Below are 25,752 nucleotides of genomic sequence, written 5' to 3' on the forward strand. Positions count from 1 at the left end.
GTGTATACCCTTGCCGAATTGGCACGCCGGCTTAATGGTTGCTTGCATGGCAATGCTGAGCAACCTATAAGAGGTGTTGCGTCCCTGAGTTGTGCTACCAGCACTGATCTAGCTTACTTTGACAATATAATGATGTTGCAGTTGTTAGATAAAACTCAGGCAGGTGCTGTGTTGTTAGCAGCCGGACATGCCAAATACTGTCCGGTCAATTCCATAGTCGTGACTAATCCCTTGCTCAGTATAACGATTGCTGCCGAAATGCTGCCACAGGCGGCTATCGAGCACCAAGCTGGCATCCATCCTACGGCATCGGTTGCTTCTTCAGCGGTTTTAGGGGAACAGGTTGCAATAGGCGCTAATACTGTAATCGGATCTTCAGCGAAGTTAGGGAACGGGGTAAATGTTGCCTCAAACTGCGTTATCGAAGAAGGGGTGAGTATAGGTTCGCATACTACCATTCATAATGGTGTCTACATCCATAGAGGGTCAAAATTAGGTGCCAATGTGGTGATTGGAAGTGGAGTGGTTGTTGGGGCAAGGCCTTTTAACAGTGCTAAAGTACAAGGACGATGGCATAGTGGCATTGCTGTTGGGGGAGTGGTGATTGCAGATTATGTACAGCTTGGTGCAAACACGGTTATTGCTAGGGGTTCATTAGGCGACACTTATATAGGCGAGGGCGTGCACATCGATAATTTGGTCCACATTGCCCATGATGTAGCTGTTGGTAAAAATACAGCAATCGCCGGCTGCGCAGCAATTGGTGCTTATACTCAGATTGGTTCACACTGTATTATTGGGGGAGCGAGTTGTATCGCTGCACATATTAATCTGGTCGATGATGTCGTGATTACGGGGATGTCAACTGTAGCCAAGTCGCTGTCTAAGTCTGGTGTTTATTCTTCGGGAACCATAGTAAGCGAGCATCATCAGTGGCGTCGTAACGCTGCGCGTTTCCGCCGTCTCGATGATTACATTAATCGGCTCGCAAAATTGGAGAGAGAGTATAGCAATAAAAACAAGGAGCAAATCTCCCAGAATTAGTGTTTTGTATCTTTTGATATTCATGAGTACGAATCGATTAAATGATGAATTGAGTGAGAGAAACGATGAGTGAACCCGTTGACATAATAAGAATTCTTGATCTATTGCCACACCGATACCCCTTTATCCTGGTTGATCGGGTTTTGGAATATACTGCATTCGATTATTTAATAGCCACAAAGAATGTGACAATCAATGAACCTTTTTTTAATGGACATTTTCCTGGAAATCCAATTATGCCAGGTGTGCTGATGCTTGAAGCTTTAGCGCAAGCAAGCGCGTTATTATCTAATTTGTCGCGCAGTCCGAAGGAAGGACACGAATTCATGTACTTTTTTGCAGGTATCGATAATGCTAAATTTAAGCATGTGGTGACTCCTGGGGATCAACTTCGCTTAGAGGTTAGACTGATTGGTCAAAAAAGAGATTTTTGGCGAATGCATGGTGAAGCATTTGTTGGTGACAAGCTTGCCTGCTCCGCAGACTTAATGAGTGCAGCAAAGGAAATAAAAAGTGATAGATGAACGTGCAATGATCCATCCCACGGCCAAATTGGCAGCTGGGGTATCAATAGGTCCCGGCAGTGTGATTGGTGCTGGGGTTGAAATTGGTGAAGGCACCTGGATTGGCCCTCATGTGGTAATTCAAGGTCCAACTGTTATCGGAAAGAACAACAAGATTTTCCAGTTTGCCTCAATTGGTGACGAGCCACAAGATATCACCTATAAAGGTGAGGCTACTCGTTTGGAAATTGGGGATAACAATGTTATTCGCGAGTACTGCATGATTAGCCGCGGTACAGTCAAGGGTGGAGGCATCACCCGTATAGGTAATCAAAATTATTTAATGGCCTATTCTCACATCGGCCACGACTGTGTTGTTGGTAATAATGTCACGATGATAAATTATGCAGCGCTCTCGGGGCATGTTATAGTTCATGATTACGCGATTGTTGGGGCTTATGCTGCTGTACATCAATTCTGTCATATTGGTGCTTATGCATTTATTGCACGAGCGACATACATTACTAAGGATGTTCTTCCCTACGTCATGATTGCAGGCCATACAACTGCAGCTTGTGGACTTAATACTGTGGGTTTACGACGCCGGGGATTCTCACCTTCCGCCATTGAATGTTTACGACGCGCTTATAAAATCATTTTCCGTAAGGGATTAACTGTACAACAGGCAGTTGCAGAATTAGAACTTATGCAAAATGATTGTCCCGAAGTAATTCCTATGATTGATGCATTAAACCAATCAACACGAGGTATTGTGAGGTAATCATGTTAGATGCTCAATTATTGCGTGATAATCCAAAGTATGTTGCTGAGCAACTCCAGCGGCGTGGTTTTCTTTTTGATGTCGGCTCTTTTAGTGCTCTAGAGGAAAAGAGGAAAGCACTCCAAGTTGCAACACAGACACTGCAAAATGAACGGAATCAACGCTCTAAGGCCATCGGCCAAGCTAAAGCACGTGGTGAAGATATCGAGCTTATGCGCCAAGAGGTCAATCGACTTGGCCAGGAATTGGATAAAAACAAAGCAGAACTTGAGCATGTTTTACAGCAAATGGAGGCAATAACGTTAACTTTGCCGAATTTGCCGCATCAATCGGTACCCACAGGCAAAGATGAGAATGATAATCTCGAGATTAGGCGTTGGGGGAGCATACCACATTTTGATTTTCCAGTTAAATCGCATGATGAATTAGGAGAAGCGCTCGGGCAAATGGACTTTGGGTTGGCTGCAAAAATTACCGGCTCCCGCTTTGTAGTGATGAAAAATCAGTTGGCAAGGCTTCATCGCGCGCTAATTCAGTTTATGTTGGATATTCATACTCAGGAGCATGGTTATCAAGAAATTTATGTTCCTTATATCGTGAACGCAGACAGTTTGATAGGTACAGGGCAATTGCCCAAGTTTGAAGATGATTTGTTTAAGCTCAGAGGTGAACAAGATTACTACTTGATTTCAACATCGGAAATTTCCGTAACCAATACTGTACGCGATACCATCCTAGCAGCAGAAACTTTACCATTTCGTTACGCTTGCCACTCCCCATGTTTCCGTAGTGAAGCTGGTTCATACGGTAAAGACACTAAGGGAATGATAAGACAACATCAATTTGAAAAGGTTGAGCTTGTATGGATTACTACCCCTGAAACGTCCTATGAAGCGCTTGAGCAGTTAGTACGCCACGCCGAAGTTATTTTACAACGCCTGGACTTGGCATACCGGGTTGTGACATTGTGCACAGGGGATATGGGCGCAGGGGCTGCAAAAACATATGATATTGAAGTTTGGTTACCCAGCCAAAACAGATACAGGGAAATTTCTTCGTGCTCTAATACAGAAGCATATCAAGCGCGGCGAATGAAAGCACGTTACAGAAACCCTGAAACGCAAGCGACAGAATTGGTTCATACACTCAATGGCTCTGGTCTCGCTGTAGGTCGTACTTTAGTGGCCATTTTGGAAAATTACCAAGATAAGGATGGGAATATCCATATTCCTAAGGCGTTACAGCCTTATTTAGGGGGATTGCAAGTAATTACGGCATAAAGCCAAGCTTACGGATTCCCGCTTTTCCTAATCATGGGTATCCGGGGAGGCCAGAGCGGGCCATAGCCTGGAAGTGGCATAGCGAGTCCCGAATACGGCTGCCGCTTGGACTCGGAACTGAACAAAATTCACCAATTTCAACACATTTTGAGTAGATGAGTCGATTGACTCATCTACTCGATAATGCAGAGGATAACCACACTGTTTTAATGTGGTTCGAACCGAAACTGCGTAGTCTCTTCCGCAGGCTGGTTCGCGTGTTCAAGCTGTCTTTTTATCCAACACGATGCAATTGCTGATTGAGTAACAATCAGTCGGGATTTGTTGCTGATCTTTGGTGTGACGATTTCGTCTTCGGTTTCGGCAACTTCTTGTAAACGTTTAATTTTTTTGCCTAGCCTGCCAATTTTAACATCGTTCTCTTCTTCTGAAGAACTTTCAGTATTCCAAAAAACATCAAAGAAGCTTAAAGCGCCGAGCTTTTTCTGATGTTCTCTTCGTTCCCGCCGAGTGTGACACAAATCTGTCATTATTTTAATTCTTGATGATGCGGAGATTTTTTCTTCTTCCATTCTGTTTTCGATAGTGCTGCGAACATAACCAGCATCCTCTAGCAGTTGAGGAATTAATTTTGCCATTGGTCGACCTTTAAGATGTGTGGCGTTTGTGTCGCAAAAAGTAGTCCAAAGTTCGCGACATTTCCCCAGGACGAATCGGTCATTAAAATTGTATCTAGGGTTTAGCAAGCCAACAGCCCATTTTAAAAGGAATTCAAAAGCATCAAATCCAGTGTAAAGATCATAGGGCTGGCCTGCTGCAGCTAATGTTTCACAATACTTAGTGAAAATTTCTTTTTCTTCTTCTGCCAACTTATCAAAAATAAAAATTTGCCGTGAACAGGTTGCAGGCCTGAAGCAGAATAGTTTTTCTTCGATACTTTGAAAGATATGAGAAACCTTCTTTTTACTATCCAATTCACAATGTAATACAACAAGCGATTCAAACATCTTATTCCCAATCAAGAAAAGGAATTGTAATATTACACTAAGTTATTTTTTTTGCACAAAAATAAGATTAAATAAATATACTGTTCTCCGTCTATTTTTTTTAATTTAACATCTACAGGCTTTGCTCGAAAGGAACATATTTTCTCATAAAAAGGCTGCAGTTCTGTCATCAATAGGTTTTAAATTATACAGTTGGAGTAACCGGGGTTGGTTGCGACAGTTCAATTATTTTATACTGTTCACAAAGGAGGGAATCATCATTAGATTGGGAGGTCAACCTTTCTAAAAAGGTGGCAAAATTTTGTTTCCATGGAGAGCTACTAAAGAATCGCTCATAAACTGAATTTGAATTTTCCTTTAAAATATCTAAATATTCAGCTAATGTTTTGAGTAAATCCACCAGATATAAATGTCCTAAAAAAAACTGACATAATTTATAAAGAACATAGGCATTTTGCTCAGCTTCATTGAATAGAATATTCAAATTACGAAGCCATTGGTTAGAGCTAAATTTAAAATGAAAATTAAAATAGGATTGATTGTTTTCGCTAAATTTCCTCACTGCACAAATGAGAGAGTATACACCTAGGCTATTATCAATTAAGCGTTCAGGATGGGCTTTAATTTCTTCTTCAATGGATTTTAATGAGGCGAGAATTTTTAGTAAATCGGGATGATTGCCTAAGTTTTCTGGGGGGCTAGCCAAATTTTTAGAAACTGATATGAGGTAGGCAAGCAATACTTTATTGGCTTTATCGGGAAAAGAGTAGTCATCAATATCAGCTTCGCTGAATAAACAGCCAAAAAACTCACGGTTTTCAAGGTGAGGATTTCTTTTTCCGAAGATAGTTGAGTCAAATAATAACTCCAAAGAAGCAGTAATAGTATGTGGTGTAAAGGCAGTATTGTGGATTAGATACAAGTAACTTTGGATAATCCCTAATATCTCGGATAATTTATTAATAATATAATTTTTCCTTTCTTCGTTCACCTCATTTCTATCGATAAAACTGATCGCCATACTTAATGAATGCAGCCTTTCAAGGAGCATTAGCCTGTACTCATTCAGAGTCAATTCTGAGGAATAACAAAGCTTTTGACACAATTGAAGTTGCAAATAGAATAAATCCTCAATAGGGTCTTGTTCTCCTTCAAACATCAAAGTTGGAATAACATAATCATAGGATATTTTTGTTGCTTTAACCCTAATAATATGAAGAAACTCTGCTTTTCTATACTCTGAGATGAGGTACCTAAAGTTAATTGATTTAAAAATTCTGTCTAACTTTTCTAATTTAAAACGGCTTTCGTCCGTGGTTTCACGAACGATTGTTTCTCCTTGAGTTTCACTCAAGTATGAGTTTAGAGCATAGTAAATTTGTGCAAGAGAGTATCTTATTTTTGCGATGGATGACTCATCACTGGGAAACGAAGCAATAAGATAACAAATAAAGGTCAAATCTCGTAAATCTGGTTTGATGATTGATAAGCACTCCATGACAATAACAATAATATCATCTTGAGAGACTGGCTTAACTTTTTTGTTAAAGGAATCCAATCCAATGTATTCTCTGACTCTTAAATAAAATTCTTCTAGCGAAATTAGGAAAAAGTTATAATCCTCTGTCCTTAAATAATAAAAAGCCTGATCGAGCTTTTTTGCTAAGTTAATGACCTGACTATTAGGATGTGATTCATTAGTAAACTGCATTAAATCATTATTGATATGATGCCAAAACTCTTGATAAATAGCTAAATCTGCTGTAGCTCCATAGGTTTTGAATTGATGCATTTTTTCAGCATCAACAGGATGAAGTAATGATGAGTTAATGGCAAGTTTAGTGAGTACAGGAATAAACTCAATTTGACCTTCGTTCCTGATTTTTAACCTTAGATAAACTGCTGCTAATGGGGCTATGTCAAAATCGAATTGTTCACGTGCCTGAGATTCGAGAAGATGCTTGCCCTCATTGTGTGCGTAAAAAGGAAAAACCGCTTGATAATCTTCATTATCAATTCGTTCCAGCATTCCTGTTTTCCTATTTAGAACTAAGTTAGTATTTCCCCCGTTACGCATACCATAAATGCACATGTACAGATTAATAAAATGGTCCTGGGATAAACTCTTAGTATAAATCAGCCTTCGGTAAGTACCTGTCTTATAATATCGGTCAAGTATTTCATCAGCAATGTGTAAATTGCTTAATATTGCTTGAGGGGTACTGAAAAGGGCTTGGCCGCCACCACAGGAGAGAATAGCCTCCGTGAGTAGTTGATTATTTGTATAATGATTAACCATCTCATAAATCGTTTCGGGAGCGCAACCGCAGGTATTGAGTTGCGCAATAAAATTTTCTCGATGAAAATCCATTACACTGGAAGATTCTGTTGAGAAAGGCTTTGCGCGTAAGTAAGAATTTATTTCATGACCAATTGATTCTAATAATTCTGGGGAAAAATAATAAATTGAGGAATGCATGAAACTTCTCCTTGTTTCATTAAATATCATGAAATGACTAGCCTTCCACAGCAAATATCATATATTCTAGTTCGGAAATAATCTTAGCGATCTTGTTTTGATTAATCTTAAGACTTATATACCACTTAGCTATCTTGCTGTTAAAAAATTATTCTCATAAATCAAACTAATTGCAATAGCAGGAACGCTAATTTTGTGAATTTCAATTTAAGTTAGTGTGTTACAAAAGGAATTTATGAACATTATTATCGATATCACTCGTGTGTTTCGCCGCTCAATAAAGGGAAAGATGCTTACAGGCATTGATCGAGTTGCTATGGCCTATGTTCACCATTATCGTCATACAGGGCAAGCTCTTGTACGTTGGTGCGGCCGTAGTTGGGTATTATCTCATGCAGCATCGAAGGCTTTATTTGCATGGTTAGAATCTCCTACCTCAAAGTTCGCCGCAATGCTGATTATCGTTAGGGGGATCTTATCTTTTTCGCCCCCCAAAAGTGAGGCAAATACCTTTTTGGTGAATACAGGACACATCGGTCTTGGCCAGTCGGATTATTTGCGAATGATGCGTAAATGGAAAGTTAAGCCCATTTTTTTTGTCCATGATCTTATTGCAATAACTTACCCTGAATTTTGTGATCCTGGGGAGGATACCAGACACAGGGAGAAGATGAATTATATCTTGAGGATTGCCAGTGGCGTTATTACTAATTCCGAAGCAACGCTTCAGGATTTGATTCAGTATTCCCAGCTGACTGATAAACCTATGCCTCGAGCTAAAGTGGCGTTATTAGCATCAGGGATTACAGCGAAGGCGCCAGGCAAGCGCCCTATAGAGAAACCTTATTTTGTTATTCTGAGTACTATCGAACCCCGAAAAAATCATTTGTTATTACTTCAAATATGGCGTAGTTTATCACAGCGTTTGGGCGATAAAACTCCACATCTGTTCTTAATTGGCGGTCGAGGGTGGGAGTGTGAGAACGTAGTCGATATGTTAGAACGTTGCCAATTCTTAAAAGGCGTTGTGACCGAGATTGCTCATTGTCCTGATACTGATTTAATCAATTATATCCATCATAGCCAGGCTTTACTTACGCCATCTTTCATAGAAGGATACGGTCTACCTTTGATCGAGGCGTTAACCTTAGGTGTTCCCGTTATTGCCAGTGATTTACCTGTATTTCGAGAGATAGCAGGTGATGTCCCTGAATATGTTGATTCCCTGGATGGAATGCGTTGGGCTGAGCTAATTTTAGAATACACACAACCCGACAGCGTTCGGAGGGCGGATCAAATCAGACGCATAAAAGAATTTAAAAAACCCACTTGGGAGGAGCACTTTAGCAAGGTAGATGCATTCTTAACCGAATTCGCAAGTGCTTCTGGAGTTTCGGCAAAAAACTCGACCATAGAGATTGATCTGTTACCAGTCAAATAGGTAGGTTCAGGTTCCCATGTTTGGATTTTGTACACCACGCAACCATCACCATGGGAGACTTAAGCAATTACAATGTCCCATATAGCTTAGTAGGCGCAAGTGCTGCTTGCGTGCGCTTATCAAGGAGTTCTTTGTACTCTGTAGAATTGTTATATTTTGCTGGCAAAAAGAACCTTTCACGCTTGATGTTGGTTTGTTTTAAATTGCTCCCTTCTTTTTCAATATCTGCATCAATACGAGATAAACGGAATCGTTCAAAGTCCTTTTGTGCGCGAGGGTCGGGAGAGCCATAAGTTATGTGCGTCCGTTCCCCAAGTTGGAAGATAATTGGTTCCCCCTTTGGACCTTCTCTATCAATCACCCCCTCACGATGTTCCCGTAAACGATGTAACTTCACTAAAGATTGAGTCATTTCCTCTGTGATTTGCTTATATGTTGTATCATGTTGCACAGCCAGTTGTGTGTCTATTTCTCTCTTGTGATGCTCAATACACTGAGTAATTTTCTGGTCTACTTCATCATCCCTTTGCAATACACCAGGACTTTTTAAGGTTGCCTCTTCAATTTTTGCCCACAAGGAGCGTTTAAGTTCGTTTTTCTGGACTCTAAAAAAATGACTAATCAATTATTTAAAGGCCGAAACAACAACCAGTCAGGGAGAAAATTGAGCGATTGAGGTAGTGAGTCAATTTCATTTTTAGCTTCCGTTAATAAGAGGAGTACCGATTCTATTGTTTTTTGTTCAGATAACCTGAATTGTAGGCTGGAAATTAACGGTATAGGAATACTAAACCAATACATACAAAATTTGAAAAAACTTGGTTGAGTAAAATGGCGTAATTCCAGATTTAAAGGATATGCCTTCTTAATATCTCTAGCCGCAAAATACTGCATCTAAAAACCCAGGAAATTAAATTAATCTCAGATTGTACCAAAAAGAATCAAAACAAACAAAAAAGGAAGTTCACTGCACCATCATTCTGAAAGCGACATAGTCGCTTGAGGGATCTTGCCAAGAATCGCTTGTTTTATCGCCAGGTATTTCGTTTTCAGGATGACATGTAGGTGAGTAACCAAAAAAGGACTTTCTTGCTAAATTTGATAAATTTTATTTTAAGTTTTTCTAGTTGGAATAGCGAAAGCCGATTATTGGTCGGAGTGACAGGAATTGAACCTGCGACCCCTGCCTCCCGAAGGCAGTGCTCTACCAGGCTGAGCTACACTCCGACAGAAAGATTAGTTTTAATGATCCCGTTTTAGCGAAAACTGTGCGAGTTCCACAAGAGCATCTTTATAAACGGTATTGGGTAAAATTTCCAGAGAAGATAGAGCGCGATCTACCTCTTGTGCTGCATAATTTCTTGTGAATTCGATTGCTTGTGTCTCTTCAATCGCTTTAAGAACTTCTGGCAAATTGTCTAAACTACCTTCGCTGAGGCTATCCTTGATCAATTGCTGTTGCGTTATTGTACCGTGCTGTAGAGCATGAAGTAACGGTAGAGTTGCTTTACCATCGGCTAGGTCGTCTCCTATATTTTTGCCGATTGTTTTTGCATCCGAGCAATAATCCAGGGCATCATCGATGAGCTGGAAAGCATTGCCTAAATGAAGACCATAAGCATATAAACTTTTTTCTACCTCTTCCCCGGTATGACTTAACAAGGCGCCAATTGAGGCTGATGCGGCAAATAAGAGCGCGGTTTTCGCACGAATAACGTCAAAATAATCATCAATTGAAAGCGAGCAATTATGGCGATTGACCAATTGCTTTACCTCCCCGCATGTAATTTCATGAGAAGTATCTGCTATTAAACGAAGAATTCGTGGGTGATTGACGCTCACCATGAGTTGTACCGATTGGGTAAAAAGATAATCACCTACAAGGATACTTGCTTTGGAACCCCAAATCTCATTAGCGGTTTCCCGGCCACGCCTTAGAGTTGATTCATCAATCACATCATCATGTAACAGTGTTGCGGTATGAAAAAATTCAATCATAGCTGCAAGGGTAATATGATCACTGCCTTGATAATTGCAAGCACGGCTTGCCAAGAGTACTAACAAAGGGCGTAGGCGTTTACCCCCGCTTTGCACGATGTGATGCGCTAAGTCGTCAATCAAACCAATTTGTGATTGAATTTTGTTAATAATGAGGGTATTAACTGCATCAAAATCATCACTCACCAGCGCTTTTAAACGGTCTACCGTCATCGCTAATCCTCATATTGGTACTTTAGCCCCGGCAGGGGCAAACATCGGAATAAAGAACTCCGAATCAGCAACCCCTCATCCGATTTTCGGGGCACTTCTCCTCATTATGAGGGAAGGGAAAAGAGGAAGTTCTTTGGAAGAATCTATGCATGCTAAGGGGGGGCTCGGCTAATGTCAAGTTATAATCGAGTGATTACGTAAACAGTTTTTACTAAGAAAAAGTTTTCTTCGTTCTTTTGGCGAGTTTATAAGTATTGCCGCCAGCATTCTTAGCGTAATACATCGCCTGATCAGCTTTGACGACCAGTTCATCCGGGTTTTGGCTATCAAAAGGGTAGGTGGCTAATCCTATGCTAATTTTGCAATTAATGAGTTTACCATTAATTAAGAAAGGCCTATTAAATTCCTGAATAATCCGTTTTGCAATTGCTTTAGGTATTTTGTCCCTCTCAAGATGATTGATCACAGCAGTGAATTCATCTCCTCCTAATCGTGAGAGAAAGTCATTTTCTCTAAAGCAGGATTGCATTCGTTTTCCGCTTTGGGAAAGCAGCGAATCACCGGCGTCATGTCCATAACGGTCATTTACTTCTTTTAAGCCATCCAAATCCATAAAGAAAACAGTGACGCAATAGTTCTTTGCTTTAGCTGATTCAATAATACTTTGAAAATAATTTTGAAAATAGGAGCGGTTAGGTAAATTAGTCAACGTATCGTAACGGGCAAGATAATGAAATTTATCTTTATCTGCTTGCAATAGATAATTATGTTCACGCAGCATAGTTTCATAAAGAATATTTTCCCTTAAGACGGTGTATAAAGTTGTTGTGATAACAAATAGGGAAAAGAAACGGTTAATAAAATTGATAAGTAGATATTCAGAGTCTGACAAGGAGTAAATTGGCACAATAGCAATTATTGAGAATAAAACGACCATGCATAACGAGAAGACAGCATAGACGACTAAACCCAGCAAGCCAACGGTGGAAGCTGCAAGAACAGGGATAACATAATACCAACCAAAATAAGAAGTGGAGATGCCTCCCATCCAGTAGTTTGCTAAGGTGGCTGTGATTAAAACTGAAAAAGTCAATATGTTTCCACAAAGCATGCTGTTCTTCGTTTTTTTAAGGATTAAGAGATTGGCAGCCACTATGATTGAGGCGGCTGCGACTAGGTAAAGCATTAACCAAAGTTCCCATGAGAAAGTGATGTATAACAACACCAATCCAAGAATTATGAGCTCAATACTTACACTACTAATTAACCTGTTCTGGCGACTCAAATTCACTTGAGGAGTTAACTTGTAAAACCATCCTAGCAATTGTTTGGATAAGTACATTCGCTATTTGCTCCAGTTAAATTCGACACAACAACACCAATCTTTGGAGGTAACCTCAATGGAAATAGTGAATACACACTGTTTTCAATTAGTATAGTTTTATTTACTCAATTTAAACAATAATGTGTCAATTTTTACTGTTTTTTATTAATAAAGTTTTTTGATAGCAAGAGAGCTGCTGTGTTAGCTTCTTTCAGAGATCATGAGTGTGATTTTCGAAAGTTGGAGTCTAATGTTCCAATTTCTTTCAAGAAAAATACTTGCCATTCCAAGGCAGTAGGTTCAATAACCATTATAATCCGTTAAAAGAGAAGCAAATTTTCTTTAAGTTCTCAGAAAGTTAAGACAATTCCATTAGGGGCTCTTCAATAAAGGTATTTTGATTATTTGCTGCAATTTGAATTTGTTCAATCGCACAAGCAAGAGGGGTTTTAAAAAAACCGCTTTTGACTAAATGAATCCCTACACCTGTACCAACAATGCCGCCTATTAATAGCGTAACAACCCCTAGACTAAGAACGGATGAAGCAATGAACATGGCGATTGTGGAAGCAGCTGCTACTGCCAGGACGGCTTTGCTTATTTGAGAAATTGTCATTTTTGATACCCCTGAATCACGTGCTTCTTGCAGAGCGACGCCGCAGATTGACACAAACGTCCCAATAACAACCTCTTTGTCTTTTTCCGGATCACGCAAACCACCTATTAATTCTACTATAGCTTCCTTAATCCTCCTTTCTTGCACCAGGGGTAATGCAGCAGCGAGTTTTTCAAGGTTTTCAATCGCATTGTATAAAGGTGATGTTGGATGGATGAGAACTTTCATATCGGCTAGTTCTGGCTCATGGAGACTAGGCTTGCGGACAGGATTAGTTACATACTCGTTTATTTTTTGGTAATTCCCGGATTTTGCGATTGCTGAAAATAATTGGTTAACACCTTCACCGGTAGCCGATGAGGTAATAAACCCATAAGGGATCCCGTATTCTTCCATGATGCCCTGGAAAGATGCGTTATCTATTTTTCGAGGCAAATCGCTTTTACATCCCACAAGAATGAGTGATGCGTTAGGCGCAGATTCTTTGATAACCTCAAGGTAGGCGGAAAATTGTTCCCTGTTGAAAGGGTTAGTTAAATCAACGGTGAATACGCAAACATTGCAGCCCTTTAGGTAAGTTTTTGCATAATGTATTCGGGCAGGATGTTTACCCGATAAATCCCAGAGTTGAATTTTTGTATTTTCTGCATGGGCGATATTATAAACAACCCCAGTACTGTCTTCAGCGATCGCTCTTTGAGTAAAGCGCTCTATTAAGGCAGATTTTCCACTTCCTGGTTCACCAAAGAAGGTTGCTGTAACATTTGGCAACGTGCACCTCGGGCATTCAATTACACAAGGAAGTGTATCCTACATACTGGATATTAATACGTCAATAATATGAGGCAATTAGCAATCAGACATTAAAGCGAAAATGCATTACATCGCCATCACAAACAATGTATTCTTTTCCTTCAAGCCGTAATTTACCTGCTTCTTTCGCACCTTGCTCACCGCGGTAGGTAATAAAGTCATCATAAGCAATGACTTCAGCACGGATAAAGCCTTTTTCAAAATCGGTGTGTATAACAGAAGCAGCTTGCGGTGCCGTAGCTCCTTTACGTATTGTCCATGCGCGAACTTCTTTTACCCCTGCGGTAAAATAGGTTTGTAGGCCTAAAAGATCATAGCCGGCACGGATAACACGATGGAGCCCTGGTTCGTCAAGACCTAAATCTTCCATGAATTCTTTACGATCAGCTTCATCTAATTCGATGAGTTCAGCTTCTGTTGCTGCACAAAGGGCAACGATAGATGCTTTTTCTTGCTCAGCAAGCGCTGTCACTTTATCTAAGAGCGGATTATTCTCATAACCGTTATCATCAACATTGGCGATGTACAAAACTGGTTTCGCGGTCAGCAGAAATAGGCGTCGGGAAATGAGCTCTTCTTCACCGGTAAGTGGAAGGGTTCGCACCGGAAGCCCTGCGTCCAAATGCGCTTTTATTTTTTCGAGAGTCTGTTTCTCAAAGAGGGCTTCTTTATTACCGCTCTTGCTTGTTTTACCGGCTTTATTCAGTGCTTTTTCCACCGTCTCCATATCCGCTAAAGCGAGCTCAGTATTAATGACCTCAATATCACTTAACGGATCTACTTTGCCCTCAACATGTACGACATCTGTATTTTCAAAACAGCGTACCACATGCGCAATGGCATCGGTTTCGCGGATATTTGCTAAAAATTGATTGCCTAAGCCCTCTCCTTTGGCAGCCCCCTTAACCAGTCCCGCAATATCGACAAATTGCATGGTAGCTGGAAGAACTTGTTGTGGTTTAACAATTTCGCTTAAGGCATCAAGACGAGGGTCGGGTACCGTGACGATACCCACGTTCGGCTCGATAGTGCAAAAAGGGTAATTTGCGGCTTCAATGCCAGCTTTTGTTAACGCATTAAATAAAGTGGATTTACCTACATTTGGCAAGCCAACTATCCCACATTTAAATCCCATTTTACACCTCACAAAATTAAACGTTGGGTAAATCACCCGGAGTATCTAACCATTTAATAGATTCATAGCCCCAGCTATATTCCCTGTCAATAATGTGGGAGTAATAGCAATGCCTCGCTCTATTGCGTCGTACATTAATTGCCTGTCTTGTTGCGTAGGTTTCCCTAACACAAAATTTAAAACTAAATCTTTATGGCCTGGATGGCCAATCCCGATGCGTAAGCGATGAAAATCTGAGCTGCCGAGTTGAGCAATAATATCCCTAAGTCCATTATGCCCACCATGACCACCGCCAGTTTTAAGTTTTATTCGTCCAGGGGGCAAATCAAGTTCATCATGGACAACCAGGATTTCATCTGGGGTGATACGATAAAATTGACTTGCTTCTCGAGTTGGTAACCCACTGTGATTCATAAAAGTTAATGGGAGTAGGGTTTTGCATGGCAAATTATTTACCGTAAAGTTAGCTAACTCAGCATGTAATTTTTTTTCGATTTTAAACGAGGCATTGTGGCGTTGGGTCAGTGTTTCGACAAACCATCCTCCTGCATTATGCCTTGTGTGTTCGTAGGCGGAGCCAGGATTACGTAGCCCAATGATAAGTTTAATTGCCATAAAGAGGTTCTTTAGAGTTAATAGCTAATTTTGCAATTCGACATTCTCAACTGCTGACTCTGCTTTGGGATTATTGCTTTCGTACCAATCCGTTATATTTTGCTGTTTCCTTACAGTTGCCAGTTGTCATTCCCGCCTCAGCGGGAAGCTACTTTAGGCCGATAATCTGATTCCCACCTAAGGGAATGACAGCTTTTGCGTGGATCGCAAAACAAAATAAATCCCTGAAGTAAAGCGCTTATTCAGCGCTTTTCTCTTCCTTTTCCTCAGCGGCAGGAATTTCAGCTTCTGCAGCAGAAACAGCAGAGGTTTCTTCTTCAACTGCACTGACTTTGGGCGCATGAATACTGACAACGGGTAGGTCATGGCTGCCATCTTTCACATCAATGGTTAATTGTACGCCTTTAGGAAGTTTCAGGTGAGAAAGATGGATAATGTCATCTAATCCCACATTTGCCATATCAACCTCAATAAATTCAGGCAAATCTTTTGCTCGACAGCGTACTTCGACTTGGTTCATTGTGTGAGTGATAATTCCGCCAGCTTTAACGCCCTTAGCAGTTTGTTCATTAATAAAATGAAGGGGAACGTGCTTCACTAACACATCTTTAGCACCTACACGCTGTAGGTCCATATGCATAATAATCGGTTTGTATGGATGGCGTTGCAGATCCTTAAGAATGACATGCTCAACTTTGCCATCAACGTGTAAATCAAAAACGCTGGAATAAATGCTTTCACTTTCTAACGCTTTTAACACTTTATTATGTGATAAATGGATTGATTGGGGTTTTTTTTCACCACCATATAAAACAGCAGGTACTTTATTCTCAAGACGACGTAGGCGGCGGCTCGCACCTTTCCCTAAGTCTTTTCTTGTTTCAGCTTCTAAAACGATTGTTGACATTGTTAGTCTCCGTGATTAATAAAAACCCTTACTTCGCCCGCGACCAGGACAAAGATACCTTATCAGGAAGGGTGGCGCAGTATACAATATTTTAAAATCAACTTGAAGTCATTGGTGTAATTTCATAGAATATGCCACTTTATTGAATTCGTAGAAGCCATTCAGGCGAGTTGGAGAATAGCTATGTATGCTGTAATTAAAGCAGGCGGTAAGCAATACCGCGTTAAAGAAGGCGATGTGATTAAATTGGAACTAATGCCGGATGATGTAGGCAATGAAATAAATTTCTCTGAAGTCCTCATGCTTGCTGATGGTGATAAAGTTACTTTGGGCAGCCCATTGGTTGAAAAAGCTGCAGTTAAAGCAGAGGTACTTGCTCATGGCCGCCATAAAAAGATTAAAATCATTAAATTTCGTCGTCGTAAGCACCATATGAAACAAATGGGTCATCGACAATACTATACTCAAGTAAAAATTACTGCGATCAGTAAGTAAGGGGGAAAGAAATGGCTCATAAAAAAGCAGGCGGTAGTACACGTAATGGCCGCGACTCGAATCCTAAGTACCTTGGTGTTAAGCGCTATGGTGGTCAAATAGTTAATGCAGGCGAAATCCTTGTTCGTCAACGTGGCACTCGTTTTCATGCCGGCGAAGGCGTAGGATGTGGCCGTGATCACACCTTATACGCTTTAGTGAGTGGAATAGTTAAATTCACTATTAAAGGTGCTAAAAATCGCAAATACGTTACGGTTATTGCAGAAGAGAACTAATCGGTAGCTATTGTAGGTTGGGTCAAACCACCTAACCTACTAGATACCCAAGTATAAAAGCAGCCCCGTTACCCGGGGTTTTTTTTTGGTATTAATCATGAAATTCGTCGATGAAGCAATCATTAAAGTGGAAGCGGGCAATGGTGGCCATGGTTGCTTGAGCTTTAGACGCGAGAAATTTGTGCCACGCGGCGGGCCTGATGGAGGAGATGGTGGTGATGGCGGCAGTGTTTTTCTTGAAGGGAGCTCAGATTTAAACACCCTAGTTGATTTCCGTTACCAACGCCACTATAAAGCAGAAAATGGTCAACCGGGAATGGGAGGAAATTGCACAGGTAAAAAAGGCGACGATTTAATTGTCCAAGTTCCTGTTGGTACGATGGTTTATGATATCGATTCAGGAGACCTACTGGGTGATGTAAATCATGCGGGTGAGCGCCTACTGGTAGCACAGGGTGGTTTCCATGGTTTGGGCAATACTCGCTTCAAAAGCAGCGTGAATCGCGCTCCACGACAAACAACCCAAGGTACACCAGGTGAAGCAAGGCATTTACGTCTTGAATTAAGGGTATTAGCTGATGTGGGATTGCTCGGTTTACCTAATGCTGGAAAATCGACACTGATTCGCGCTGTTTCCAGTGCCAAGCCCAAAGTAGCTGACTATCCTTTTACCACGCTGCACCCAGGTTTGGGAGTAGTCAGTGTTTCTACCCATAAAAGTTTTGTTATGGCAGATATTCCTGGTTTGATTGAAGGAGCAGCCAGTGGCGCTGGCCTCGGCCATCGTTTTTTAAAGCACTTATCCAGAACATGCATATTATTGCACGTGATTGACGTATGCCCGCTTGACGATACTGACCCAGTCGATTCGGCTAAAGCAATTATCAATGAACTTGAACTCTATGATCCTGAGCTTGTAAGTAAACCTCGTTGGTTAGTTCTAAACAAAATTGACATGCTTCCTAACGAAGAAGCAAAGCAAAATGCAATAAAGACCATCATTGATGGATTGCAGTGGAAGGATAAGGTATTTACAGTTTCCGCTTTAACCGGTGAGGGTACTCAACAACTGTGTTACTCATTGATGCAGTTGATTGATGAGATGAAGGAGGCGGAAACTTAACCACTCTGCTGCATAATGAATGACGAGGGGACTGCGATACGGAAGTTCATGCGTTTCCTCGCCATTCATTTTCGCGCTGCGATAGTCTATCGACACCTGCGTTTTTCCTTTTTTTCCTTCGCCTGACCAGTACTCCTTAAGCCCTCGCAAATGAAAGTGAAGTATGGTTCTTTGATCCTCATAAAATTTTAACCAAGGATAAGTGCTGGGTTGCTGGATCAACGTTTGCAAAATTCCCCCCGTTGCCTCATCCACAATAGAAATTGGAATCTTGAGTTTGGGAATAGTTTCTAGGAGGCGTTCAGAGGCTTTTTGTTCTGGAGTTGCGATAAGATAGGGCGCTGCTATTGATTCAACAATTTGCTTTACAGTGCCCATAAGATGATTTTTACAGCGTACTTTGCATTCAACATAAGGTGTTTCTAAGCGATAGCCTGTTTTGCAATCAATACCTGCTAATGCCTCGTCTATTTGTTGGGCTATTTGGCTTTCAGCAACACCAAATAAGCGCCATTTCACGATTTGTTTATCGCTATGAGCCATTTGTTGCAACAAAGGTAAAACGTAATGATCAAACATGGGTAGGCATTCTCGTGGAGGCCCTGGTAATAAAATGAATACTTTATTTTCTTGATTGCAATAACAACCCAGCGCGGTACCATTGGGGTTGGGCAGAATAGTGGCATTAGCCGGGAAGAGTGCTTGTTGACGATTACCAGGGTTTAATTCTTTTTCATCGAGCCCTAATCGAGTTTGAATATGCTGAATTGCTTGTGGGAATTCAACTAAATCCGCTTTGAGAAAACGTCCTAAAGCAAAGCGGGTACGATCATCTGAAGTTGGCCCGAGTCCTCCGGTAACGATGATAATATCGTGTGTTAAGGCAAGGAAGGAAAGACAATCATACAGTTCGTTCTCTTTATCACTACAGGCAAGCTGTAGTCCTAATGGTAAACCTTCGGAACTTAGTGCATGAGCTAGATTATGACTGTTGGTGTTGAGTGTATCACCGTGAATAATTTCATCACCTGTTGCGAGCAGAGCTATTGTCATTTCATTGCTTCCAATTTGATAAAACTTAATGAGTCCACGTGCCGCGCACCTGGTAAGAATTGAATACCCCATAAGGATAGGGTTGGATTGTCGTTAAAAAGATAACGTCCATCAGCCAGTCTTAGCGGTTGCTGCTGGGCTAAGATAACATAACCATCGCAAAACCAGTTGAAAATAGTAAAATCTCGCATTTGACTTGGCGACTCTCTAACCGATTGCGGTAAGTGTGAGGGGAGAAATAAAGGGAAAGTTCCTACTGGTTTCAATCTGGTTTTTTGAGTAAGTGAAGTCTCGACATCGGCAACATAAAGATGACTGTCAACTTCGGCAGCAGTTCGCCAAAGCGTTGAGCTTGCAAGATAGGGGAATGCTCGCATTCTTTTTAATTGAAACCCTTGCTGCTTTAAATAAGTTTGCATTTTGGTTAGTGCACGATAATGCTGAACGGTATTAAAGAGAAAAAACAAACCGACAAAAATAAGGGTATAAAATACGCCTCGCCGGTCATCGTGAATGACTGTCCAAGCAACCCCCAGAACTAAAGGTATGGTGACAACAGGATCAATGATAGCGACAATATCCCAACTGATTCTAAGATCAGAAAAAGGCCAAAATAGCATCGTCCCATAACTGGTACATGCGTCGAGTAGGCCATGAGTTCCGTAGCCGATAAGCGCAGCGAGCAAAGTGAATCGCCAATGATTACGAAAACGTTTAAATAGCATAAAGGCTAAGGCAACCAATAATCCTCCAACAGGGATGAAAAGGAGCGAATGAGTAAAATTGCGATGATAGAGCAGGGATAACATTGGGTTGGATTGGGAGCTAATTAATATATCCAGATCAGGCGTCATTGCAGCGATGCCGCCGACAACCCATGCATTTCGTTTGTCTTTGTTATGTAAGAGAGCTTGTGCGCACGCTGCACCCAAAGCGCCGTGAGTAATCGGATCCATTACTATATCCGTTGCACAGTAACTTGAGGTAAAGGCGTTTCGATGCCTTCGCGATCAAATTGTTGTTTGATAGTTTCTTGCAATGTATTGCGTGCGTACGAAACATCTGCAGTATTAACCCAAACCATGAATTTGAGTTCGACAGCCGCATTAGCAAAATTATTAATAGTGACGACGGGGACGGGATCTTTTAAGACGCGGTCACAATCCTCAGCAATGGTTAACAGGATAGATTTCACTCGGGCAAAATCACAACTGTAGGCAATTGAAACAAGCAGATCAAGGCGCCGTGTTGAAAAATAACTTAAATTAATAATTTCTGATTTTATCATTGCTTCGTTAGGAATGCGCACCAGTTTATTGTCAGGCGTTTTCAGCTTGGTTGAAAGTAGATCGATAGAATCCACGACCCCATTAAAACCTTTCACTTCTACAGTATCACCGACTTTGAAGGGGTGTTCAAATAATAGAAAAAATCCGCTGATTAAATTCGAAACTGCTGTCTGTGAGGCAAAACTAATGGCCACAGTAAAAACACCAGCCGCACCCAGCAATACACTCAATTTAAAGCCTAAATGTTGTAAGCCTGTAACACAAAAAACGATAAAGATAATATAAAAGACAGAACGTCTAGCCAGCATGGTTTGGTGGCGTGAAAATCGTCGAGCAAGTGTACGCTCAGTAATATTGCTGACTCGTTTAGCAATAAAATATCCAATAAAGAACAAGCATAAAGCATAAATGAAATTCATTGTTCTGTCTGGATGAAGAAAATAGTTGTAATTAATTGATTTTCCAGTGAATAAATTCGCTAACTCCAACATGCTGTATTGACCTCATTGTCATTTTTACTTGAGTGATGGGCTACGAGTATCCCGATTTATAAATGATTATTACGCTGATGAAGGTAATCAGTAAGTGCTAATAAATCATTTGCTTGCTCGCCTAAAGCGATCAACGCATCCTTTGCAAATTGAAAATGGACATTAATTAAGTTACACAATTCATCTTTACTGTAAAGGCTTGCGAAGGTAATTTTTTGGTTAGCCAGATCAGAAGCTCTTCCTTTACCAAGCAAATCAGTTTTAGCATAGTGATCTAAATAATCATCTTGAATTTGAAAAACGAAACCTAAGTGTTTGCCAAAGTCGCGTAAGGCTTCAGCGCTTGCCGTGGTAGAATGACTCGCAGCAATGACCATGTTAATGCAAGCCGAAATTAATTTTTCAGTTTTTAGCGAATGAATAGTGCGTAATTGAGACTCAGTAATCGTGGCATGAGCTAATTCAGAAAGATCGAGACTTTGACCACTGACCATACCAGCAGGTCCACTCGCGACCACCAATTCCCGAGTGACTGCAATTACTTGGGATGGATCTAACGATTTTGGTAGATGGGAAAGCAGGATTTCGACCGCTAAGGCCTGCATTCCATCGCCAACTAAGATAGCTGTTGCTTCATCAAAGGCTTTATGACAACTAGGTTTGCCCCGGCGTAAATCATCATTATCCATGGCTGGCAAATCATCATGAATCAGTGAATAACAATGAGTTAATTCAACTGCAGCCGCGATAATATCGAGGCAATCTTGGTTCGTATGGAGAATTTCCCCAGATAAATAAATTAATAAGGGGCGAAGCCTTTTACCTCCAGGAAAAAGTGAGTAAAGCATCGCGCTTCTTATACGTTCGGCTGGTATTTCTGCACTTGCTACTAAATGTTGCAACACTGCTTCATGACGAACTAGATAATTGCTTATGGCTTCATTAATCATGTGGAGTTTCGCAGTCTACAGATGTGGTTGAGGTAAGCATCTCAATTTTTTGCTCGGCTTGTTGCAACACTTCTTGGCATTTGCGCGCTAATGTTATTCCTTTCTCAAATTGTTTAAGGGAATCTTCTAGAGACAATTCTCCCTTTTCTAATTGCATGACGATTTCTTCTAGTTCTGTCATGGATTTTTCAAATTGGATTGGTTTAGTCATAGCATTATCTAAATTTGAGAATTGCCAGAGTATACTTCATTAGAACAGTGCTTGTCTTGTTTGAGGATTAAGTTGGGTATTTAAACCAAATGGGCATCACCCTATTCAAATACACCATAAATTTCCACAAGCCGACTTGCCACTCAATACTGCCGTAAGGATCTGCTTTTAGTTCAGGATAGCCAATCCCCAAACCAAACAAACCAGGCCCTATGATTCCCAAATGATGATTGTAGTTTGTTTGTTCGTAATCATCGATGGTGATGTTGTTACGCCTCTCAAAGCCTACAGCATAAACAACCTTATTGCATTCAGGCAAAAAACGGGCAATATTTGGTTCACTGGTGTTGTAGCGGAAAAGATTAGCGGGTAAAACACCATCAATATTTTCTCTAGCCCAAGCTGCTGTTTGTCCTTTAAGCCCTGTGTTATCAAATAAAATCCAATCCCCCATATCAATCGCATAGCGGCAGGGCGATCGATAGAAATTAATAATTTTTTTAACACCTAATTCAACAAGATAGCGAATAATAATTATGGCAGAATGGGATGAACCGAAAACGCCATAGGTATGGTTTTTATCCACAAATTGCGTTAACCGCTCTTGATCAATCGCAACATCAAAAGGCACGACTTCGACACCAGGGTAGCTCAAATTAGAAGGAACTGCACCTGTTGCAAGAATAACGTTTTTAGCTTTGTAAGTTTGTTCCTCTGAGGATAAGGCCCAGGTGCGTTCTTTTAATGCCATACTATGAATCATTGTCTTTGCACTGACCACTTTTTTAACCAAGTACTCTGTGATCCACTGTAAAGGGTCAACTATCTGGCTTAAGACACAAGTGTGATCCGGAGGTAAGTGGTTTAGTTGGAAATCAATGGGAGCTTGCTTGTAGGAAAATGAATTTGCATCATGCAAAAAGTCAAGGAAACGTTTTACGACAGTGTTGCTTGAAACATTACGCCATAATAGCCCTAAATCACCGACCTTAAAGTGAGGATCAACCCATAAAATATCGGTTGGGGCGATACGATGATCTAATAATTTCCCGACTGCGGCTATACCTGCAGGCCCTGCACCCACCACAGCCCATTGAAATGTTTTTTTATTTTGCATTGAGTGGATAGAAAAGATCATTGCGATAATCGATTTTATGCATGGAAACGATTTTTAACAAGGGCGAGCTTCAATTTCCTTAAACCCTACATAGACTAATGCTTAGTGAAGCGCTTTACTCACATTGTCCGAGCGAAGCTACGCTCGGGATAGCGTGGGGAGTTACGATTATTCTTCAATTAATAGCTGCCGAGTGCGGTGAATAGTATAATGTAAATTGAGGTTAGTTAAGTATTGACAGTTTTGGGGTACTCAAAAGGATGAATGACCTATCGGTTAACAAGATTGATCATTTAGTTGATGAAGCGAAGACTTATCTTCATGAAACAAAATCCATTTTAAGTAAGCTTCTTCAGGTTGCGATTGAAGACGAAGATTCTTCTGATGGAGACAAGATTCTTTCGATTCAATTGACACTGCAATACCGCTTAAGTTGTGAGGATGCGTTGTCCCTTTTATTAAAAATAGATCACAATTTGCTCTATTTTCTTGGAATTCAACCTCAGCATTCTGCTAAAACGAATATCGATCGGTTAGCCTATGCTGTAGGGAATGAGGATCTAAAACAAATCTTAAATGTTTTAGCACTGTTAATTGGTTCCCTCTCAAAAATTATTGCGCGCTACAAAAACGATCAGGCCATATTTGCATTAAAGGGCAGAAAACCTAGCAAACAACACATGCTGACAGGGGAATTGTCAAAACTACTTGCTCGGCAACAGCAATTTGTAAACGCACTGCATAAGCTAGAACTAGAAATTGAACCTCTTTTGAAACTACAGGCTATAGGTCCTGTTTATGATCACATCGCTGCACTGAGAGGTCCAATCTCACACTTTTACCAAGCCATTCTTCATAATATTGGTCAGGGGGAAGAACTCTATCATCATGTAAATAAAACACCTTTGATAGACTATCAGCTTAATTCTTTACTAGAAGAAGCAGCTCAGGTGCTTCATTTAATGCCAAGTATCTACAATCCTCATCCTACTTACCCTCTCAAACAGTTTGACCATCAATTAACGTCTGAGCAATTGGAGCAACGTGCTACGGCAAAACGATTACGCCCTTTTTTTGGATAAAAATGAACATGGAGATTTTTATCCATGCGGTATAGGGAAACCTTTATTGACAAGGCTAATTCTTCTACCTAAGCTCACGTTTTGCAAAAACCAAAAGCTAAGTCTAAATGAAAACCAAAACACAATTCGTTTGCAATCAATGCGCAGCCGTTTTTTCGCAATGGGCCGGTCAATGCAATCAATGCGGTGGGTGGAATTCAATCATCGAAGAAAATAGAGTGGCTGCAGGGCGTACCGCGCGCGTAGGCCACTATGCAAATCAACGCTCAGAAATTACTGCAGTTGCTGATGTGATCCTAGATAAAGAAGTTCGCATGGATTGCGGGTTATCCGAATTGAACCGCGTTTTAGGGGGGGGGCTGGTTGATGGTTCGGTAGTGCTGATTGGCGGAGACCCTGGTATTGGTAAATCGACTTTGTTGTTGCAAACCTTAGCGAATTTATCTCAAGCGCAAAAGGTGCTTTATGTTACTGGTGAAGAATCTTTGCAGCAGGTTGCTATGCGCGCTAACCGTTTGCAATTACCTACAGCAGGCTTGCGCTTACTGGCTGAAACCCAGGTAGAAGCAATTCTCTCCCATGCCCAAAAAGAAGCGCCTCGGATCATGGTCATTGATTCCATACAAACCATTTTTACCGAGACTTTAAGTTCAGCCCCTGGCGGTGTCGGCCAAGTGCGCGAATCCGCAGCGCAGCTAGTCCGATTCGCTAAAATGACACAAACGGCGGTGTTTCTCGTTGGGCATGTCACCAAGGAAGGGGCTTTAGCAGGACCGAGAGTTCTGGAACATATGGTTGATAGTGTTTTATATTTCGAAGGACAAAGCGACAGCCGTTTTCGTGTTATCCGTGCCATAAAAAATCGTTTTGGTGCAGTCAATGAGCTGGGTGTTTTTGCTATGACCGATCGTGGTTTAAAAGAAGTCGCTAATCCCTCAGCAATTTTTTTATCGCGTCAACCTGAAACAACGCCAGGGTCGGCTGTCATGGTTACTTGGGAAGGATCGCGCCCCATGTTGGTTGAAGTGCAGGCCTTAGTGGACGAGGCGTATGGACAACAACCAAAACGTGTTTCTGCCGGCCTTGAACATAATCGTCTTGCCATTTTACTTGCAGTTTTGCACCGTCATGGCGGAATAGCAACTTTTGATCAGGATGTTTTTGTTAATGTGGTGGGCGGTGTGAAAGTGAGTGAAACAGGAAGCGATCTGGCGCTCATAGCGGCGGTGGTATCAAGTCTTCGCAATCGTGTTTTTGATCGGGAAACGATTATTTTTGGCGAAATCGGTTTGGCCGGAGAAATCCGTCCGGTGCAAAGCGGTCAAGAGCGCTTGCGGGAAGCTGCTAAACATGGCTTTAAAAGGGCGATCGTTCCCTTTGCTAATGCCCCAAAACAAGCTTTAAATATGCAAGTGGAAGCAGTAAAACATCTTAATGAGGTTTTGGAGAAAATTTAGATAATCATTTAAACTGAAAGGTAAGAAAACCAGCCAGGCATAAAAGCATGCCA

25 protein-coding genes and 1 tRNA gene are annotated in these 25,752 nt (G+C 41.0%); 10 read left to right on the forward strand and 16 right to left on the reverse strand.

Annotated features, from left to right (window positions below):
* The 4 genes from lpxD to serS all read left to right on the forward strand — a co-directional run bounded on the left by lpxD (position 1) and on the right by serS (position 3,608).
* On the forward strand, positions 1-1,044 hold the full coding sequence (lpxD, locus tag LMI_RS03880; RefSeq protein WP_045098623.1) for a UDP-3-O-(3-hydroxymyristoyl)glucosamine N-acyltransferase: 1,044 nt from the start codon (positions 1-3) through the stop codon (positions 1,042-1,044).
* 65 nt (positions 1,045-1,109) lie between these two features.
* The gene (fabZ, locus tag LMI_RS03885) at positions 1,110-1,568 is read left to right on the forward strand and encodes a 3-hydroxyacyl-ACP dehydratase FabZ (protein ID WP_045098624.1); all 459 of its coding nucleotides are present in this window, start codon (positions 1,110-1,112) and stop codon (positions 1,566-1,568) included.
* Positions 1,558-2,328 (forward strand): acyl-ACP--UDP-N-acetylglucosamine O-acyltransferase, encoded by a 771-nt coding sequence (gene lpxA / locus LMI_RS03890; RefSeq protein WP_045098625.1) that lies wholly within the window; start codon positions 1,558-1,560, stop codon positions 2,326-2,328. The genes fabZ and lpxA overlap by 11 nt, the downstream gene beginning before the upstream one ends.
* Before the next feature lie 2 nt (positions 2,329-2,330).
* The gene (gene serS, locus LMI_RS03895; RefSeq protein ID WP_045098626.1) at positions 2,331-3,608 is read left to right on the forward strand and encodes a serine--tRNA ligase; all 1,278 of its coding nucleotides are present in this window, start codon (positions 2,331-2,333) and stop codon (positions 3,606-3,608) included.
* A gap of 206 nt (positions 3,609-3,814) precedes the next feature.
* Here the strand turns inward: serS and LMI_RS03900 are convergent, their stop codons facing one another.
* On the reverse strand, positions 3,815-4,582 hold the full coding sequence (locus tag LMI_RS03900; RefSeq protein WP_143001026.1) for a hypothetical protein: 768 nt from the start codon (positions 4,580-4,582) through the stop codon (positions 3,815-3,817).
* 217 nt (positions 4,583-4,799) lie between these two features.
* The gene (locus tag LMI_RS03905) at positions 4,800-7,094 is read right to left on the reverse strand and encodes a hypothetical protein (RefSeq protein ID WP_045098628.1); all 2,295 of its coding nucleotides are present in this window, start codon (positions 7,092-7,094) and stop codon (positions 4,800-4,802) included.
* A gap of 235 nt (positions 7,095-7,329) precedes the next feature.
* On the opposite strand from LMI_RS03905, the gene LMI_RS03910 reads away from it, so the two are divergent.
* Positions 7,330-8,535: a glycosyltransferase family 4 protein gene (locus tag LMI_RS03910; RefSeq protein WP_064102978.1), complete on the forward strand. Its 1,206-nt coding sequence runs from the start codon at positions 7,330-7,332 to the stop codon at positions 8,533-8,535.
* A gap of 67 nt (positions 8,536-8,602) precedes the next feature.
* Here the strand turns inward: LMI_RS03910 and LMI_RS03915 are convergent, their stop codons facing one another.
* From LMI_RS03915 to LMI_RS03955, 8 genes are all read right to left on the reverse strand, one after another.
* Positions 8,603-9,160 (reverse strand): hypothetical protein, encoded by a 558-nt coding sequence (locus LMI_RS03915; RefSeq protein ID WP_144405776.1) that lies wholly within the window; start codon positions 9,158-9,160, stop codon positions 8,603-8,605.
* Between the two features lie 525 nt (positions 9,161-9,685).
* Positions 9,686-9,762 (reverse strand) — tRNA-Pro (locus tag LMI_RS03925).
* Between the two features lie 15 nt (positions 9,763-9,777).
* Positions 9,778-10,746 carry a polyprenyl synthetase family protein gene (locus tag LMI_RS03930; RefSeq protein ID WP_045098631.1) on the reverse strand — a complete coding sequence of 323 codons (969 nt, stop codon included), beginning with the start codon at positions 10,744-10,746 and terminating at the stop codon, positions 9,778-9,780.
* Positions 10,747-10,957: 211 nt separating this feature from the next.
* Positions 10,958-12,088, reverse strand: coding sequence for a GGDEF domain-containing protein (locus LMI_RS15585; RefSeq protein WP_045098632.1), 1,131 nt, complete (start codon positions 12,086-12,088; stop codon positions 10,958-10,960).
* 340 nt (positions 12,089-12,428) lie between these two features.
* A complete protein-coding gene (locus LMI_RS03940; RefSeq protein ID WP_045098633.1) occupies positions 12,429-13,457 on the reverse strand; it encodes a Rab family GTPase in 1,029 nt (342 codons plus the stop codon).
* Between the two features lie 85 nt (positions 13,458-13,542).
* Complete coding sequence (gene ychF, locus LMI_RS03945; RefSeq protein ID WP_045098634.1) at positions 13,543-14,634, reverse strand: redox-regulated ATPase YchF; 1,092 nt, start codon at positions 14,632-14,634, stop codon at positions 13,543-13,545.
* Positions 14,635-14,679: 45 nt separating this feature from the next.
* A complete protein-coding gene (gene pth / locus LMI_RS03950; RefSeq protein ID WP_045098635.1) occupies positions 14,680-15,249 on the reverse strand; it encodes an aminoacyl-tRNA hydrolase in 570 nt (189 codons plus the stop codon).
* Between the two features lie 238 nt (positions 15,250-15,487).
* Complete coding sequence (locus LMI_RS03955; protein WP_045098636.1) at positions 15,488-16,156, reverse strand: 50S ribosomal protein L25/general stress protein Ctc; 669 nt, start codon at positions 16,154-16,156, stop codon at positions 15,488-15,490.
* A gap of 183 nt (positions 16,157-16,339) precedes the next feature.
* Between LMI_RS03955 and rplU the strand changes: the two genes are divergently transcribed.
* The 3 genes from rplU to cgtA all read left to right on the forward strand — a co-directional run bounded on the left by rplU (position 16,340) and on the right by cgtA (position 18,049).
* Positions 16,340-16,651 (forward strand): 50S ribosomal protein L21, encoded by a 312-nt coding sequence (rplU, locus tag LMI_RS03960; protein WP_045098637.1) that lies wholly within the window; start codon positions 16,340-16,342, stop codon positions 16,649-16,651.
* An 11-nt stretch (positions 16,652-16,662) separates the two neighbouring features.
* A complete protein-coding gene (gene rpmA / locus LMI_RS03965) occupies positions 16,663-16,926 on the forward strand; it encodes a 50S ribosomal protein L27 (RefSeq protein WP_045098638.1) in 264 nt (87 codons plus the stop codon).
* A gap of 97 nt (positions 16,927-17,023) precedes the next feature.
* Complete coding sequence (gene cgtA / locus LMI_RS03970; protein WP_045098639.1) at positions 17,024-18,049, forward strand: Obg family GTPase CgtA; 1,026 nt, start codon at positions 17,024-17,026, stop codon at positions 18,047-18,049.
* Here the strand turns inward: cgtA and LMI_RS03975 are convergent.
* The 6 genes from LMI_RS03975 to LMI_RS04000 all read right to left on the reverse strand — a co-directional run bounded on the left by LMI_RS03975 (position 18,005) and on the right by LMI_RS04000 (position 23,181).
* Positions 18,005-19,102, reverse strand: coding sequence for a competence/damage-inducible protein A (locus LMI_RS03975; RefSeq protein WP_045098640.1), 1,098 nt, complete (start codon positions 19,100-19,102; stop codon positions 18,005-18,007). The two genes, cgtA and LMI_RS03975, sit on opposite strands and share 45 nt — an antisense overlap.
* Positions 19,099-20,058, reverse strand: coding sequence for a metal-dependent hydrolase (locus tag LMI_RS03980; RefSeq protein WP_045098641.1), 960 nt, complete (start codon positions 20,056-20,058; stop codon positions 19,099-19,101). Before LMI_RS03980 ends, LMI_RS03975 begins: the two co-directional genes overlap by 4 nt.
* Before the next feature lie 2 nt (positions 20,059-20,060).
* Positions 20,061-20,882, reverse strand: a complete 822-nt coding sequence (locus LMI_RS03985; RefSeq protein WP_052679442.1) for a mechanosensitive ion channel family protein — start codon at positions 20,880-20,882, stop codon at positions 20,061-20,063.
* A 56-nt stretch (positions 20,883-20,938) separates the two neighbouring features.
* The gene (locus LMI_RS03990; protein WP_045098642.1) at positions 20,939-21,832 is read right to left on the reverse strand and encodes a polyprenyl synthetase family protein; all 894 of its coding nucleotides are present in this window, start codon (positions 21,830-21,832) and stop codon (positions 20,939-20,941) included.
* Positions 21,825-22,043, reverse strand: coding sequence for an exodeoxyribonuclease VII small subunit (locus LMI_RS03995; RefSeq protein WP_045098643.1), 219 nt, complete (start codon positions 22,041-22,043; stop codon positions 21,825-21,827). The genes LMI_RS03990 and LMI_RS03995 overlap by 8 nt, the downstream gene beginning before the upstream one ends.
* 67 nt (positions 22,044-22,110) lie before the next feature.
* On the reverse strand, positions 22,111-23,181 hold the full coding sequence (locus LMI_RS04000; protein ID WP_231852220.1) for an FAD-dependent oxidoreductase: 1,071 nt from the start codon (positions 23,179-23,181) through the stop codon (positions 22,111-22,113).
* Between the two features lie 239 nt (positions 23,182-23,420).
* On the opposite strand from LMI_RS04000, the gene LMI_RS04005 reads away from it, so the two are divergent.
* Together LMI_RS04005 and radA are read left to right on the forward strand one after the other, a co-directional pair.
* The gene (locus LMI_RS04005; RefSeq protein ID WP_045098645.1) at positions 23,421-24,242 is read left to right on the forward strand and encodes a hypothetical protein; all 822 of its coding nucleotides are present in this window, start codon (positions 23,421-23,423) and stop codon (positions 24,240-24,242) included.
* A 107-nt stretch (positions 24,243-24,349) separates the two neighbouring features.
* Positions 24,350-25,699 (forward strand): DNA repair protein RadA, encoded by a 1,350-nt coding sequence (gene radA / locus LMI_RS04010; RefSeq protein WP_045098646.1) that lies wholly within the window; start codon positions 24,350-24,352, stop codon positions 25,697-25,699.
* Positions 25,700-25,752: the final 53 nt, after the last annotated feature.

Origin of the sequence: Legionella micdadei, assembly GCF_000953635.1 — a bacterium.
GTDB classification, from domain to species: domain Bacteria; phylum Pseudomonadota; class Gammaproteobacteria; order Legionellales; family Legionellaceae; genus Tatlockia; species Tatlockia micdadei.

What these genes read in the sequence shown, in the direction of transcription:
- fabZ (WP_045098624.1), top strand. Translation starts at nt 1,110, where the DNA reads ATGAGTGAACCCGTTGACATAATAAGAATTCTTGATCTATTGCCACAC.
- serS (WP_045098626.1), top strand. Translation starts at nt 2,331, where the DNA reads ATGTTAGATGCTCAATTATTGCGTGATAATCCAAAGTATGTTGCTGAG.
- LMI_RS03905 (WP_045098628.1), bottom strand. Translation starts at nt 7,094, where the DNA reads ATGCATTCCTCAATTTATTATTTTTCCCCAGAATTATTAGAATCAATT.
- LMI_RS03910 (WP_064102978.1), top strand. Translation starts at nt 7,330, where the DNA reads ATGAACATTATTATCGATATCACTCGTGTGTTTCGCCGCTCAATAAAG.
- LMI_RS03930 (WP_045098631.1), bottom strand. Translation starts at nt 10,746, where the DNA reads ATGACGGTAGACCGTTTAAAAGCGCTGGTGAGTGATGATTTTGATGCA.
- LMI_RS15585 (WP_045098632.1), bottom strand. Translation starts at nt 12,088, where the DNA reads ATGTACTTATCCAAACAATTGCTAGGATGGTTTTACAAGTTAACTCCT.
- ychF (WP_045098634.1), bottom strand. Translation starts at nt 14,634, where the DNA reads ATGGGATTTAAATGTGGGATAGTTGGCTTGCCAAATGTAGGTAAATCC.
- pth (WP_045098635.1), bottom strand. Translation starts at nt 15,249, where the DNA reads ATGGCAATTAAACTTATCATTGGGCTACGTAATCCTGGCTCCGCCTAC.
- LMI_RS03955 (WP_045098636.1), bottom strand. Translation starts at nt 16,156, where the DNA reads ATGTCAACAATCGTTTTAGAAGCTGAAACAAGAAAAGACTTAGGGAAA.
- rplU (WP_045098637.1), top strand. Translation starts at nt 16,340, where the DNA reads ATGTATGCTGTAATTAAAGCAGGCGGTAAGCAATACCGCGTTAAAGAA.
- rpmA (WP_045098638.1), top strand. Translation starts at nt 16,663, where the DNA reads ATGGCTCATAAAAAAGCAGGCGGTAGTACACGTAATGGCCGCGACTCG.
- cgtA (WP_045098639.1), top strand. Translation starts at nt 17,024, where the DNA reads ATGAAATTCGTCGATGAAGCAATCATTAAAGTGGAAGCGGGCAATGGT.
- LMI_RS03975 (WP_045098640.1), bottom strand. Translation starts at nt 19,102, where the DNA reads ATGACAATAGCTCTGCTCGCAACAGGTGATGAAATTATTCACGGTGAT.
- LMI_RS03980 (WP_045098641.1), bottom strand. Translation starts at nt 20,058, where the DNA reads ATGGATCCGATTACTCACGGCGCTTTGGGTGCAGCGTGCGCACAAGCT.
- LMI_RS03985 (WP_052679442.1), bottom strand. Translation starts at nt 20,882, where the DNA reads ATGTTGGAGTTAGCGAATTTATTCACTGGAAAATCAATTAATTACAAC.
- LMI_RS03990 (WP_045098642.1), bottom strand. Translation starts at nt 21,832, where the DNA reads ATGATTAATGAAGCCATAAGCAATTATCTAGTTCGTCATGAAGCAGTG.
- LMI_RS03995 (WP_045098643.1), bottom strand. Translation starts at nt 22,043, where the DNA reads ATGACTAAACCAATCCAATTTGAAAAATCCATGACAGAACTAGAAGAA.
- LMI_RS04000 (WP_231852220.1), bottom strand. Translation starts at nt 23,181, where the DNA reads ATGATCTTTTCTATCCACTCAATGCAAAATAAAAAAACATTTCAATGG.
- LMI_RS04005 (WP_045098645.1), top strand. Translation starts at nt 23,421, where the DNA reads ATGAATGACCTATCGGTTAACAAGATTGATCATTTAGTTGATGAAGCG.
- radA (WP_045098646.1), top strand. Translation starts at nt 24,350, where the DNA reads ATGAAAACCAAAACACAATTCGTTTGCAATCAATGCGCAGCCGTTTTT.